Raw genomic sequence first — 12,852 nt, 5'->3', positions numbered from 1 at the left:
TCTAAGTCTTGCTCATGGCATCATTTTTCTCAAAACTGTTCGGCCGCTCCGGCTCCACCGAAAACGAAGCCCAAGGCGCATCGGGCAAAACCGAAGCCTATGCGGAATGCACGATCCGTGCGACGCCGATGCGTGAGGGCTCGCAGTTTCGCTTGGCTGGCACCATAGAGAAGACAGCCTCAGGGGGTGACGTTCGCGTGCGCAGCTTTATCCGCGCCGACCTATTCACCTCCGAGCAGGATTCGATCGACGCGACGTTCCGCAAAGGGCGCCAGATCATCGATCAGACCGGACCGTCGCTTTTCGCCGATGACGCCCCTTCGCGGCAGGTCTGATTCCAAGCTGTCGTCCGCGTTGGCCTCGTTTCCTGAAAAATGAAGACAATACAGCCTGTTGTATCTGACAGTTCATGTTGATCGTCAGAGCCGCGCGCTCATTCGCGCTGGATAGCCATTGGCCGCTCCGGCTCGCGTTTCACGCGTTCCGCCAACAGCGAAATGCCTGTCTTGTGCTGGTGAGAATGTGCCCCCGTCTTGCGGGGGCACGATGGATCAGAGCTTGATGCGGAAACGGGCAAACCCCTCGGCTGCTTCGCCGGCATCCTCGATCGTCACGCCCTTGACCTCCGACAGAAACTGCCGCGCCTTCGGACCACTGTCGAAGGTGACGCTGGTATTGGCGAGCGGGACGAAGGTCCAGTTGGCATCAGCCGCCGGATTGATGGTCCCCTGGTCGATGATGTAGCGCACCACGACGTCGCGGTTGGTATCCGGGGCCACAAAGACCACCTTGTCGGCAGCGATATCGGGGAAATGGCCGCCGCCACCCGCGCGATAGTTGTTTGTAGCGACGACAAATTTCTGCGCTGCGTCAATCGGTTGCCCATTGAAGCTCAAGTTCTTGATCCGATTGGCTGACGGGTTGACCGCATTTCCGTCCTTGTCGAACTTCGGCGGCTCGGAAAGGTCGATCTGGTAGGTGACACCGTCGATGACATCGAAGTTGTAGGACGGGAACTCACCGTTGATCAGCGCGGCGTCCGTGGCCCCGACCTTGACCTGGTTGAAGATGCCTGCGGACATTTCCAGCCAGTTGCGCACCTGCTCGCCGGTGATGACGACGGCCTGGACCGTGTTGGGGTAAAGATAGAGGTCGGCGACGTTCTTGATGGCGATGTCGCCCGCCGGAACGTCGGTGTAGTAGTCGGCGCCGCCGCGGCCACCCGCCTTGAACGGCGCTGCCGCCGAAAGCACGGGCAGGTCCTTATGCTCCGTCTCCTTCAGCATGTCCTTGATGTACCAGGTCTGCGCCTGACTGACGATCTGGACCGACGGGTCGTCGGCGACCAGGGCGAAGTAGGAATAGAGCGGCACCGCGCTCTTGCCGACGGGGGTGCGGACATAGGCAAGTGTTGCTTCGTGCTCCTTTTGCGCCGCTGCCAGCACCTCCGGCTTGTCGGCGACCTCCGCGATTACCTTCTTTTCCTCGCGGCGGTAGATCGGGCGCGCTTCGCTGGTGGAACTGACGACGCGCCAGGCGCCGCCGTCGCGTTCGATGAGTAGATCGATCAGGCCGAGATGCGAACCCCAGAAGCCGCCCATGACGCCGGGCTTGCCCGAAATCAGCCCCTTGGCATTGTCGACGCCGGCAATCTTGTCGAACTTCGGACCGGGGAAGTCGAGGTGGCTATGGCCGGTGACGATGGCGTCGATGCCATCGACTGCCGCGAGCGGCACGGAGGCGTTTTCGAGATTTTCGGCGTAGTCCTGCTTACCGATGCCTGAGTGGGAAAGCGCAATCACGATATCGGCACCTTCCTCGCGCATCTGTGGAACCCAGGCTTGTGCCGCCTTGACGATGTCGCGGGCATTGGCCTTACCCTCCAGGTGCTTCGCATCCCAGCTCATGATCTGCGGCGGGACGAAACCGATGAGGCCGACCCGGATCGCGTGTTCGGCACCGGTACCGTCCTTCACCTTGCGGTCGAGAATGACATAGGGCTTGAGGAACAGTTGATCCTGGCGGGCATCGGCGGCGAGTGCGCCCTTTGTCAGGTTGGCGCACACGAGCGGGAAGTTGGCGCCGTTCAGCACCTTGAACATGAAATCGAGGCCATAGTTGAATTCGTGGTTGCCGAGCGTGCCGCAATCATAGCCGAGCACGTTCATCGCTGCGATAACAGGATGGATGTCGCCATCCTTCATGCCGCGCTGATAGGCGATGTAGTCGCCCATCGGATTTCCCTGCAGGAAGTCACCGTTATCGACGAGGATAGAGTTGGTGGCTTCGGCCCGAATGGCGTCGACGATCGAAGCCGTGCGTGCAAGCCCCAGCGTGTCGTTCGGCTTATCGCCGTAGTAGTCGTAGGGGAAGACGTGAACGTGGAGATCCGTCGTTTCCATGATGCGCAGGTGCGCCTGGTTGGCCGCCGCGCGCGCGGAGAAAGGATGAAGCATCACGAGGGCCGAGGAGGCCACGACACCCGACAAAAGCGAGCGGCGCGAGAGGTGGAACGGGGATGTCGTCGATTGCATGCTTGCCCTCCGTTGATGGATGTCATTGCAGTTCGGTCGATTGCAATCCGCGGTTTCGTCTGTTGAATGCGGACCACGATGGGTTGGTCGCGACTATGCCGCAAAGGCAACACTTCGCAAAGCAGTTGATTCTCGCATGCCAATTCCACGCAGCCCGTCGGCAAGGTAGAGTTTTCTTTAAGCTTTCCGCCTAACGGTTTGCGTGGCGAAACCGGAACTTTTCTTCACGAGCATGCCCAACGCCAATCTCATTCTTTTCGTCGGCGAAGCACTGGTCTACGTCACGGCGATGATCTGGCTGTTACAGCTTCGTGCCCGGTTGGGGCTCGGCGTCTTCGTCGCTGCTCTCGGTGTGATGCATTTCATCGAGACTTATCTGGCAGCGGTCTTTTACGTGCAGCTGCCGTTCGGGATCGTCTCGCCGGGATCGGTCGTGCTTTTTTCCGGAAAGCTCATGATCATCCTGCTTCTGTACGTGAAGGAGGATGCTGCTACCGTCCGCCAGCCGATCTACGGTCTGCTTGCCGGCAACCTGCTCACGGTCGTCCTCAGCCTTCTGCTGCGCCAACATGAAACGGTTTCGATCGTCTCCGGCCGCTCGGCCGACATCGGCTTCATCGACGAAATGGGCGTGCTGATGGTGTGGGGGACGCTGATCCTGTACCTCGACACCCTGCTGATTATCCTGCTTTACGAGCGTCTCGGCAAATGGTTGCGCCGCTTCGTAACCGTCCGTTTCCTGATCTGCGGCCTTGTGATCCTCAGTTTCGATCAACTGGCATTCTTTGCTGCCCTGCACTGGCTGAACGATGCGCCCACCGAAGTTCTGTGGGGCGGATGGATCGCCAAGATGCTGGCCGCCACCTTTTACGCCATCGCGATTGGCGTTTACCTCAATGTGTCGCGCCATCCTTTCCTGGCGATGTCGGACCGGCCGCTCGGCGACATCTTCAACGATCTGACCTTCCGCGAACGCTACGAAGACCTGCTCTCAAGGTCTGGCCAGGACAAGCTGACGGGATGCCTCGACCGCAGCCGTTTCGATATCGAAGGTCCGCAAATGCTGCGCGCCGCTGTGGGCTCAAAGGCTCCAGTCAGCCTGTTGATCATCGACGTCGACCATTTCAAGGGCGTCAACGACCGCTTCGGCCACCAGGAAGGCGACCGCATTCTGCAAAAACTGGTCGAGGTGATGAAGGCGCACCTGCGCGAGGGCGACCGGCTGTTTCGTTACGGCGGCGAGGAGTTCGTCGTCTTGTGTCCGGGATTGTCGCATGCCGACGCGCTGAGCCATGCCGAGACCATTCGGCTGGCGGTATCGGCCGGTGTGTTCACTCCCGACAATGCGCCTGTAACCGCCAGCATTGGCTTGTCCTCCACTCCTGACGATGGCGCTGCGATCGCGGATCTTTTGTCCGAGGCCGATCTCAGGCTCTATGCGGCAAAGGGACGTGGCCGCGATTGTATCGTTGGCCGCTAGCGCTACAGGTCATATCCCGACATTTGGCCGATCGATGACTTCCCGCAGCGAGAAGCTGGAGTTGATCTTGACCACATGGGGCAGGGCGGAGAGCCAGTCCCGATGGATGCGCTCGTAGTCCTGCAGATCCTTGGCCGCGACCCGGAGAATATAGTCGTATTCACCCGACATCAGGTAGCAGACGAGAACATTGGGACAAAGCTTCACCGCCGCCTCGAACTCGGTCAGCGTCTTGGCAAATTGTCCGGACAGCGAAATGTGCACGATCACCATGATCTGGTAGTCGAGTGCCTTGTGCGCCAGGCGGGCATGGTAGCCGCTGATGGTGCCGGATTTCTCCAGGATATCGACTCGGCGCGAACAGGCTGAAGGCGACAGCCCGACCTTGGCGGCGAGATCTGCATTCGAAATCCGGCCGTTCTGCTGAAGAATGCGCAGAATCGCATGATCGATGGCATCAAGTTCACTCATTCGCGTTTTCCATCACTATCTGACACTGGAACGCAATCTTCTTCGAAATTGATGCCTTCGCAGAGGCATCTTTGCAAGGACATTCGTTCCGCTGCGTGTTTTGCTGAGTGGGCGTCAATGAGGCGAAATTGCCCACAACAGGAGAGGAACGCTCGATGCGTGTCGGTTGCCCGAAGGAAATCAAAAACCATGAATACCGTGTAGGACTGACCCCCGGGTCGGTACGTGAATATGTCGCTCACGGCCACGAGGTTATCGTTGAAACCAAGGCAGGAGCGGGGATCGGCGCGGATGACGATACCTACCGTGCCGCTGGCGCGAAGATCGTCGCGACGGCAAAGGATGTGTTCGAAAAGTCGGACATGATCGTCAAGGTCAAGGAGCCGCAGCCGTCCGAATGGGCGCAGCTGCGCGAAGGCCAAATTCTCTACACCTATCTGCACCTCGCTCCGGATCCGGAACAGACCAAGGGTCTCATCAATTCGGGCGTCACGGCCATCGCCTATGAAACCGTCACGGACGAGCGTGGTGGATTGCCGCTTCTGGCGCCGATGTCCGAAGTCGCCGGACGCCTCGCCATTCAGGCCGGTGCCACTTCGCTGCAGAAGGCCAATGGCGGCCGCGGCATTCTGCTCGGCGGCGTGCCAGGCGTGCTTCCGGCGAAGGTCGCGATCATCGGCGGCGGCGTCGTTGGCCTGCACGCGGCCAGAATGGCGGCCGGACTTGGCGCCGATGTCAGCATTCTCGATCGTTCGATCCCACGCCTGCGCCAGCTGGACGATATCTTTGGCGGCCGCGTTCATACGCGCTTTTCCACCATCGATGCGCTTGAGGACGAAGTGTTCTCCGCCGATCTCGTCATCGGCGCCGTCCTCATTCCGGGCGCTGCCGCACCGAAGCTCGTGACGCGTGAAATGCTGACCGGCATGAAGAAAGGTGCGGTCATCGTCGATGTCGCGATCGACCAGGGTGGCTGCTTCGAGACATCGCACGCAACCACCCATTCCGATCCGACCTACGAGGTTGACGGGATCGTGCACTACTGCGTCGCCAATATGCCTGGCGCTGTTCCGGTGACGTCGGCCCATGCACTCAACAACGCGACATTGTACTACGGTCTGCAACTGGCCGATCGCGGGCTGAAAGCCATTGCAGAAGATCGCCACCTGCGCGCAGGCCTCAATGTCCACCGTGGACGTGTGACCAACGCGCCCGTTGCCGAGGCGCTCGGCTACGACGCCTATGCGCCGGAAGCGGTGCTCAACGTCGCCTGATAGCCTTCGCGGCGTCGGTCCGGCTTTGGTCGGACCGACGTTTCAGGCGCTTTCTATCCTGCACTGATAACAATTGTTCTTCGCCGATCGCACATGCACGCTCGCCACGTCAGGCATGGCGAGCAGGGCTTCGGCGCGGGATTCGAGCTGTTCGGTCGGAATCACTCCACCGGTGCCATAGATGATGCGTTCGTTGCTGCCATAGCCGCGCAGCAGATAGTCCTTGCTCGCATTAAGGACGGGTGGGCGTACGCTCTCGCTATATGCGGGGCACTCTTCGGCATGCATAAAAGCCGGACCGGTCTCCGCGTAGGGTTGCAGCGACGTGAAAGGCCGCAGCGCAAAGATCAGATACGCGTCGCCCGCCGCCACGTTGCGAAGGCAATGCCGACAAGGAACGCCATCGCCGTCGGATATCTGCCGCTCCGGCAGGTTGCCGTAGGCATCTTTTCCACCTTGCCACAGGTGTCGGGCGGCATCGGTAGACATCGGAACATAGCGCAGAGCCATCGTGCATCTCCAGATCGATTGGATCATTCGAGGCACACTGTGCGACGGCCACTGTCGAGGCGACACCCGTTCCTTGCGGCGGTGTGCCGTCAGAGGTTTTTCGCGAAGGTAAGCAACTCCTCGTCGGTCAGCGGTTCGATGGTCGCCTCGCGGGTGGCGACAGGCGAAAAACCGAATTGCTGATAGAGCTGGAGCGCGCGCGGGTGATCGAGATTGTTGGTCGTCACCGTCACTTTGTTCGGATTCAGGGTCCAGGCGGCAAACAGCGTCTGCAGAAGGAACCATTTGCCGAGGCCAAGCCCAAGCGCATGCTCCATCAGCCCGAAATGGGTAAGCTCGACGACATCGTCCTCGGCCTGGTGAAGCTCGAAGAAGCCGGCAGGCGCACCGTTGACATAGAGCACGGTGACACTGGTCCGTTTGTCGGCAAGCAGTGCGGCCAGCTTGTCATCGCTCATGCGGATGCGATCGGCCCAGTGCCAGCGCTTGCCGACGCGCAGATAGAGGAACCGATAATAATTGAGCGGGATGTCCGACACGCGAAGGATCGCCGTCTGGATATTGACCGGGATCGGCAGGCTCTGCTTGGGCGGTGCGGTCATTTCCAGTTCGGTGACATGGGCTGTCAGGGAGGCGAGCTTGGGAGGGCGCATGGTGTCACTCGCTGCCGGTCACGACGGGGGTATCGGAACGTCCGCCCCATTCTGACCAGGAGCCGTCATAGAGCGTGTTGTCGGTATGGCCGAGGGATTGCAGCGCCAGCGTGATGATCGCCGCGGTGACGCCCGAGCCGCAGGTCGTGACCACAGGTTTGGAAAGGTCGACGCCCGCTTCGGCAAACGTCTTTCGCAGCGTGTCGAGATCCTTGAGCTTGCCGTTCTCCGAGAACGTGGTGGACGGCAGGCTACGCGCACCAGGCATGTGGCCGGAGCGCATTCCGGCGCGCGGCTCCGCCTCGACGCCGAGGAAGCGTCCGGCGCCCCTCGCATCGGCAATCTGGATCGTGCCGGACGTGACGATGTCCTGCATGCGTTCGAATGAGGTGACTGCCGCGGGCGTGAAGGTGACGTTGAACGTGACGGGCCTAGGCGAGGGAACGTCTGTTGTGACCGGGCGCCCGTCTTTCTTCCAGCAGTCCATGCCGCCATCGAGCACGTAGACGTCCTTTGCCCCCATGATGCGCAGCATCCACCACACGCGCGGCGCAGTCATGATGCCGGGGCCGTCATAGACGACGATCGTATCGGTCTCGCTGACACCAAGCGCACCTACGGCATTGGCGAAGGCTTCCGGCGTCGGCAGCGTGTGCGGCAGGCCGCTTGCATGATCGGCGATCGCATCCTGGTCGAAGAATACGGCGCCAGGGATGTGGCCCGCGTCGTATTCCGCTTTCGGGTTTCTGTTCTGTGCCGGCAGATACCAGGCGGCATCAAGGACGCGGACGGAGGGGTCGTCGAGGCGCTGTTGCAGCCAGTCCGGAGAAACGACGAAGGCGCTTTTGGTGTTGGTCATGGTCGTATCTCCTGTTCAGATTGCCTGGCGGTCGTCTGGTGTGCCGAAGCGGATGCGGAAGCGGCGGTTTTCCTTGCCCTTCTTCTCGATCTTGGCGATGTGGATCGCACCGACCTCCTGGGTTTCCGACACATGCGTGCCGCCGCATGGCTGGCTGTCGACTGCCGAGTTCTCGCCGATACAGACGAGGCTGACGCGGCCAAGGCCGATTGGCGGGCGGACGTTCTTTGATTTGACGATGCCGGGGTTGGCTGCGAGTTCCTCGTCGGTGATCCACTGCAGGTAGACCGGGTGGTTCTCGTCGACGAGCTTCTTCAGGGCTGCCGTCACCTCGTCCCTGTCGATCGTTTCGCTCATGTCGAAATCGACGCGGCTTTCATCTTCGCCGACGGCAGCGCCGGTGATCGGGAAAGGGCAGACGACGGAAAGCAAATGGCAGGCCGTGTGCATGCGCATCAGCCGGTAACGGCGTGGCCAGTCGATATGCAGGACGAGCTTTTCGCCGACAACAGGCGCCGGCTGCCCTTCCGCCGGCATGTGAATGATGACGTCCTTGGTGGTGCCATGGCGGGCAACCGCAATGTCGATGCGGCTGCCGTCGCTGCGCTCCAGAAAACCGCTATCGCCGGGCTGTCCACCCGATGTGGCGTAAAAGCAGGTCTGATCAAGCTCGATCCCGCCATCCTCCAGAATTCCGGTGACACTTGCTTCGCAAGTCGAGAGATAGAAATCTTCGCGGAAGAGGGCAGTCACGGTCTTGGTCATCGCAAATCTTATCCGACTGATTCGTATGGAACGGTGATGCTTGAGGATCCCTTCAACCAGGCCGGAACAGGCAGGCCCTTCGAGGCCAGGAAGTCCGGGTTGAAGAGTTTCGATTGATAGCGGTTACCATAGTCGCAAAGGATCGTCACGATCGTATGTCCCGGGCCGAGCTCCTTGGCGAGCCTGACGGCGCCGGCAATGTTGATGCCCGTCGATCCACCGACGCAGATGCCTTCCCGTTCGATCAGGTCGAAGACCAGCGGCACGGCCTCGGAATCCGGGATCTGGTAGGAAAAGTCCGGAGTAAAGCCTTCGAGATTGGCGGTGATTCGGCCCTGACCGATGCCCTCGGTGATGGAGCTTCCGCTCGCCTTCAACTCCCCATGGGCGTAGTAGTTGTAGAGTGCGGCACCATCCGGATCGGCAAGGCCGATCTTGATGGCGGGGTTTTTCGCCCGCAGGCCCTGTGCCACGCCGGCAAGCGTGCCGCCGGAACCGACCGCGCAGATGAAGCCGTCGACCTTGCCGTCCGTGTCGCGCCAGATCTCGGGCGCAGTCGTCGCAATGTGCGCGTCACGATTGGCGACATTGTCGAACTGGTTGGCCCAGATCGCGCCATTCGGTTCGGTTTTGGCAAGTTGAGCGGCCAAGCGTCCTGAGATCTTCACGTAATTGTTCGGGTTCTTGTAGGGCACAGCCGGTACTGCAACGAGCTCAGCCCCAAGAAGACGCAGCGCATCCTTCTTCTCCTGGCTCTGGGTTTCCGGAATGACGATGACGGTCCGGTAGCCGAGCGCCTGGGCGACGAGCGCAAGGCCGATGCCGGTATTGCCTGCCGTGCCTTCGACGATGACGCCGCCCGGCTTCAATTGCCCTGCCTTCTCCGCCTCGCGGATGATCCAGAGTGCGGCGCGATCCTTCACCGACTGTCCCGGATTGAGAAACTCCGCCTTGCCAAGGATGGTGCAGCCGGTCGCGTCGGAAACGGTCTTCAGCCGGATCAGGGGCGTATTGCCGATTGCTTCAAGAACGGACGGAAGAATGGCCATTTGCAGAACCTCGTGCTTGAGAACGGCCGCCGAAGCGGGCCGCGTTACCGAAGAAAAACGCCGAGTGGCCGGCGAACATTGAGAACGACGCCGGATCGCCGAAATATTGGCGTGTTTTCGGCTCAGCCTGTTTCCCAGGCAAGAAATAGCGTTTCACCGCTGCCCTGTCCCGAACAAAAAACGTCTTCAAGGGGAAAGCTCAGGGTTGAGGCAGCTCTGCGCGTGCGCTGGGTATTGGAGGGGGTTGGTCTGGGCCGGGTGTCAGGTTTCTCGGCCCCTTGAGTTGAGCGTGCACCGGGTGGGTGCGTGCCGAGGTATGGGCAATGAGTATGCACAAGATGAAATCCGAGCATGGGCTGGCCTGGGTAACGGGCGCGAGTTCGGGAATAGGCCGAGCGCTGGCTCTGCGCTTGGTTCGCGGCGGATATTCGGTGGTCGTCACATCAAGAAATCACGCCAAACTGGTGGCCTTGCAACAGGAGGCTGCTCCTGACGGTCGCATCCTCGTTCTCGACGGCGATGTCACCGACCCGCAGGACATGGAGCGTGTGCTTGCATCGATCGAATACGACCACGGCGATCTGTCACTGGCCGTATTTACTGCGGATGTGACGCTGCCTGTGCGAGGCGACGACCTGCATCGCGAGGCTTTCGAGCGTAGCTTTTCGGTCAACGTCAACGGTGTCGTCAACTGTCTGCTGCCGGCCGTTGCCCACATGAAGGCGAGGGGGCATGGCCATATCGCCATCATGTCGGGAGCGGCCGGCTATGGCGGCTTGCCGGGCAATGCCGCCTATGGTGCAACGAAGGCGGCTCTCCTCAACATGGCGGAGAGCCTGAAGTTGGACCTGGACCGGATCGGCATTCGCCTGCAAGTCATCAGCCTGGGGCTCGTCGAGGCCAGCGGATCGTCTCGTCTTGGATTTCCAGCATCCGGCTCGGTCAGCGTTGACGCAGCCGCCGAGCATATCGTTGCGGGCTTGAAGTCGAAGCATTTCGAAATCAACTTGTCGAAACGCGCGAACGCCGTAGCAAGACTGTCTAGATGGCTGCCCTACGGTGCATACTTCGCACTGGTCGACCGGTTGACTCGCCAAGGTTCGGCACCGGCGGTGGCGACGACGAAACACGCCAGCGCCGAGAATCAGCCGCATCAGGCCGTGTGAAGCACCAGCACTGCGCCGAAGATCAGCGCGAGGCCGACCCAGCCGATCGGCTTGAGCTTCTGGCCGAAAAGCAGGCGGCCGCAGATGGCCGTGCCGAAAATCCCGGTTGCACCGAGAACCGCGTAGGCAATGGCAAGTTCCATGCCCTTGACGGCTTCCGCCAGGAAGGCAAAGGCGGCAAGCACGAGAACGATGGAAAGCGCTCCCCAGCCACGACGCGCAAAGCCATTGGATTTGGTCGAGGCCAGATTGGCGGCGATGTCGAGAACGCCCGCGATGACGGCAAAGACGAAGTAGATGCTAGGCGCGCTCATCGACGGCTCCTTCGGTGGCCGGTGCTTCCTCTTCGCGGTGTTCGCCGGCATTGACGAGCAGGATGCCCGCGACCGCCATCGACAGGCCCAGCATTTCCCGGCCGGTCAGCACATGGCCGAACACGAACACCGAAATGAGCGTGATGATCGCGACACCTGATCCCTCCCAGATGGCATAGGCAACGCCGACGGAGATGGTCTTCACGGCCTTTGCCAGGAAGACATAGGAAAGCGCGATGGAGACGTACATCACCACGTGGCCGATGTAGGAGCCATTGGCGGATGCGGCCTTCATTGCCGTCAGGCCCGCCACTTCGGTTGCGATGGCGAGCGCCAGGAAAAACCACGCAAGGCGCATGAGGAACCTTCAAGAAGAAATCTGGATCGGTTGCCTCATAGGCTTTGCCGCGCGAACGGTAAAGCCTGCACTTGGGCCGGCTTACTCGAAGACGATCTGGCGGACATCGATGTTTCGCGCGCGGAAGCCAGCTTCGCAGTAGTAGAAGTAGAATTCCCACAGCCGCTTGAAGCGCAGATCGAAACCGAGCGGTTCGATCTTGCCCCAGACAGACCAGAAGCGCTGACGCCATTCACCGAGCGTGCGGGCGTAGTCGCTACCGAACCCGAAATCGTTGATCATGCGCAGGCCGACATTGCGCCCGAGGTCAACCAGATGGTCGCGCGTCGGCAGCATCCCCCCTGGAAACACGTATTTCTGAATGAAGTCCGGATTGGATCGGTATTCCTCATAGGCTTCGGGCTTGATCGTGATGATCTGGAGACCCGCTTTGCCGCCGGGTTTCAGGCACCGCTTCAGTTGAGAAAAATAGGTCGACCAGAATTTTTCCCCGACGGCCTCGAACATCTCGATCGACACGATCCGGTCGTATCGTCCGGTTTCCTCCCGATAGTCCTGGAACTTCAGCTCGACGCGATCGGCAATCCCGGCCTTGTGCATGCGCTCGCGGGCAAATGCGAGCTGTTCACGGCTGATGGTCAGGCCCGTGACCTTGCAGCCGATCTCGATTGCGGCAAATTCTGCGAAACCGCCCCAGCCGCAGCCGATCTCGAGCACATGGTCACCCGGCCGTAGATTGGTCGCCTCGGCCAGCGCCCGGTATTTGGCGGCCTGAGCGGCCTGAAGATCGTTTGCGCCACTGGCGTAAAGCGCCGACGAATAGGTCATGCTCGGGTCGAGCCATTCACGGTAGAAGGCGTTGCCGAGGTCGTAATGGGCGGAGATGTTGCGCTCAGCACCCGTCTTGGTGTTGGCATTGCGCCAATGGAGGAACTTTTCGACCAGCCGCATCAGGCCGCGCGCCCGGTTCGGGAAGCGGTTGCCGATATCGGCGTTGACAAGGAAAAGCTCGAGAAAAGCGCCGACGTCGGGGCTGTCCCAGTCGCCGTCGATGTAACTTTCCGCAGCGCCGATCGTGCCGCCGGTGATGGCGCGGTGCGGGAGGTTCCAGTTGTGCAGAGTGACGGTTGCGCACGGTCCCGCCACCTTTCCCTTGACGACCAGTCGGCGGCCATTGGGCAGAGAGAGCGCCAGTGCGCCCGCCTCAAGGTGAACGAGGCCGCGAAGGACCACCTGGGCCTTGAGCGGAAAGTCCTTCAGCACCCGTGAGAGATTTTCAGTCGAAAGCAGCTCGGCATTGTCGAAATCGGCAAAGCAGGCTTCAGTATCATGCATAAACCACCCTCCGGCAATCGTTGCATCCGTAACGTGAGCCTAGCGACAATCCTGTCAGAGGCCAACCACGGATTTGTACCGGCG

The 12,852-nt window shown here is 60.7% G+C and carries 15 protein-coding genes; 4 read left to right on the top strand and 11 right to left on the bottom strand.

Annotated features, from left to right (window positions below; translation table 11 throughout):
• The first annotated feature begins 14 nt into the window (after positions 1-14).
• Positions 15-335: an HlyU family transcriptional regulator gene (locus tag BLJAPNOD_RS14305; RefSeq protein WP_115420278.1), complete on the top strand. Its 321-nt coding sequence runs from the start codon at positions 15-17 to the stop codon at positions 333-335.
• A 216-nt stretch (positions 336-551) separates the two neighbouring features.
• On the opposite strand, the gene BLJAPNOD_RS14300 is transcribed toward BLJAPNOD_RS14305, so the two are convergent.
• The gene (locus BLJAPNOD_RS14300) at positions 552-2,534 is read right to left on the bottom strand and encodes a bifunctional 2',3'-cyclic-nucleotide 2'-phosphodiesterase/3'-nucleotidase (RefSeq protein ID WP_115420277.1); all 1,983 of its coding nucleotides are present in this window, start codon (positions 2,532-2,534) and stop codon (positions 552-554) included.
• A gap of 232 nt (positions 2,535-2,766) precedes the next feature.
• Between BLJAPNOD_RS14300 and BLJAPNOD_RS14295 the strand changes: the two genes are divergently transcribed.
• Complete coding sequence (locus tag BLJAPNOD_RS14295; protein WP_199565941.1) at positions 2,767-4,014, top strand: GGDEF domain-containing protein; 1,248 nt, start codon at positions 2,767-2,769, stop codon at positions 4,012-4,014.
• A gap of 9 nt (positions 4,015-4,023) precedes the next feature.
• On the opposite strand, the gene BLJAPNOD_RS14290 is transcribed toward BLJAPNOD_RS14295, so the two are convergent.
• A complete protein-coding gene (locus BLJAPNOD_RS14290; RefSeq protein ID WP_077503517.1) occupies positions 4,024-4,485 on the bottom strand; it encodes an Lrp/AsnC family transcriptional regulator in 462 nt (153 codons plus the stop codon).
• Positions 4,486-4,640: 155 nt separating this feature from the next.
• Between BLJAPNOD_RS14290 and ald the strand changes: the two genes are divergently transcribed.
• On the top strand, positions 4,641-5,759 hold the full coding sequence (gene ald / locus BLJAPNOD_RS14285; protein WP_077503518.1) for an alanine dehydrogenase: 1,119 nt from the start codon (positions 4,641-4,643) through the stop codon (positions 5,757-5,759).
• A 42-nt stretch (positions 5,760-5,801) separates the two neighbouring features.
• On the opposite strand, the gene BLJAPNOD_RS14280 is transcribed toward ald, so the two are convergent.
• The 6 genes from BLJAPNOD_RS14280 to BLJAPNOD_RS35180 form a co-directional block, all read right to left on the bottom strand.
• Positions 5,802-6,269, bottom strand: coding sequence for a DUF1203 domain-containing protein (locus BLJAPNOD_RS14280; RefSeq protein WP_077503519.1), 468 nt, complete (start codon positions 6,267-6,269; stop codon positions 5,802-5,804).
• A gap of 89 nt (positions 6,270-6,358) precedes the next feature.
• Complete coding sequence (locus tag BLJAPNOD_RS35970; protein ID WP_244610939.1) at positions 6,359-6,922, bottom strand: GNAT family N-acetyltransferase; 564 nt, start codon at positions 6,920-6,922, stop codon at positions 6,359-6,361.
• A 4-nt stretch (positions 6,923-6,926) separates the two neighbouring features.
• Positions 6,927-7,781, bottom strand: a complete 855-nt coding sequence (gene sseA / locus BLJAPNOD_RS35965; RefSeq protein ID WP_244610938.1) for a 3-mercaptopyruvate sulfurtransferase — start codon at positions 7,779-7,781, stop codon at positions 6,927-6,929.
• Positions 7,782-7,796: 15 nt separating this feature from the next.
• Complete coding sequence (locus BLJAPNOD_RS14270; protein WP_077503520.1) at positions 7,797-8,546, bottom strand: alanyl-tRNA editing protein; 750 nt, start codon at positions 8,544-8,546, stop codon at positions 7,797-7,799.
• Positions 8,547-8,554: 8 nt separating this feature from the next.
• Positions 8,555-9,595: a cysteine synthase A gene (locus tag BLJAPNOD_RS14265; protein ID WP_115420276.1), complete on the bottom strand. Its 1,041-nt coding sequence runs from the start codon at positions 9,593-9,595 to the stop codon at positions 8,555-8,557.
• On the bottom strand, positions 9,570-9,752 hold the full coding sequence (locus BLJAPNOD_RS35180) for a hypothetical protein (protein ID WP_147294550.1): 183 nt from the start codon (positions 9,750-9,752) through the stop codon (positions 9,570-9,572). The genes BLJAPNOD_RS14265 and BLJAPNOD_RS35180 overlap by 26 nt, the downstream gene beginning before the upstream one ends.
• Positions 9,753-9,918: 166 nt before the next feature.
• On the opposite strand from BLJAPNOD_RS35180, the gene BLJAPNOD_RS14260 reads away from it, so the two are divergent.
• Entirely contained in the window at positions 9,919-10,761 is an 843-nt protein-coding gene (locus BLJAPNOD_RS14260; RefSeq protein ID WP_115420275.1) for an SDR family NAD(P)-dependent oxidoreductase, read from the top strand.
• Here BLJAPNOD_RS14260 and BLJAPNOD_RS14255 read toward each other — a convergent pair.
• The 3 genes from BLJAPNOD_RS14255 to BLJAPNOD_RS14245 all read right to left on the bottom strand — a co-directional run bounded on the left by BLJAPNOD_RS14255 (position 10,749) and on the right by BLJAPNOD_RS14245 (position 12,768).
• Positions 10,749-11,075 (bottom strand): SMR family transporter, encoded by a 327-nt coding sequence (locus BLJAPNOD_RS14255; RefSeq protein ID WP_115420274.1) that lies wholly within the window; start codon positions 11,073-11,075, stop codon positions 10,749-10,751. The two genes, BLJAPNOD_RS14260 and BLJAPNOD_RS14255, sit on opposite strands and share 13 nt — an antisense overlap.
• Positions 11,062-11,433 (bottom strand): SMR family transporter, encoded by a 372-nt coding sequence (locus BLJAPNOD_RS14250; RefSeq protein WP_115420273.1) that lies wholly within the window; start codon positions 11,431-11,433, stop codon positions 11,062-11,064. The genes BLJAPNOD_RS14255 and BLJAPNOD_RS14250 overlap by 14 nt, the downstream gene beginning before the upstream one ends.
• Before the next feature lie 81 nt (positions 11,434-11,514).
• A complete protein-coding gene (locus BLJAPNOD_RS14245) occupies positions 11,515-12,768 on the bottom strand; it encodes a cyclopropane-fatty-acyl-phospholipid synthase family protein (RefSeq protein WP_115420272.1) in 1,254 nt (417 codons plus the stop codon).
• Positions 12,769-12,852: the final 84 nt, after the last annotated feature.

The sequence above is a fragment of the Ensifer sp. M14 genome (assembly GCF_003355565.1).
Classification (GTDB): domain Bacteria; phylum Pseudomonadota; class Alphaproteobacteria; order Rhizobiales; family Rhizobiaceae; genus Ensifer.
This window is presented reverse-complemented; position numbering and strand designations above follow the sequence as displayed.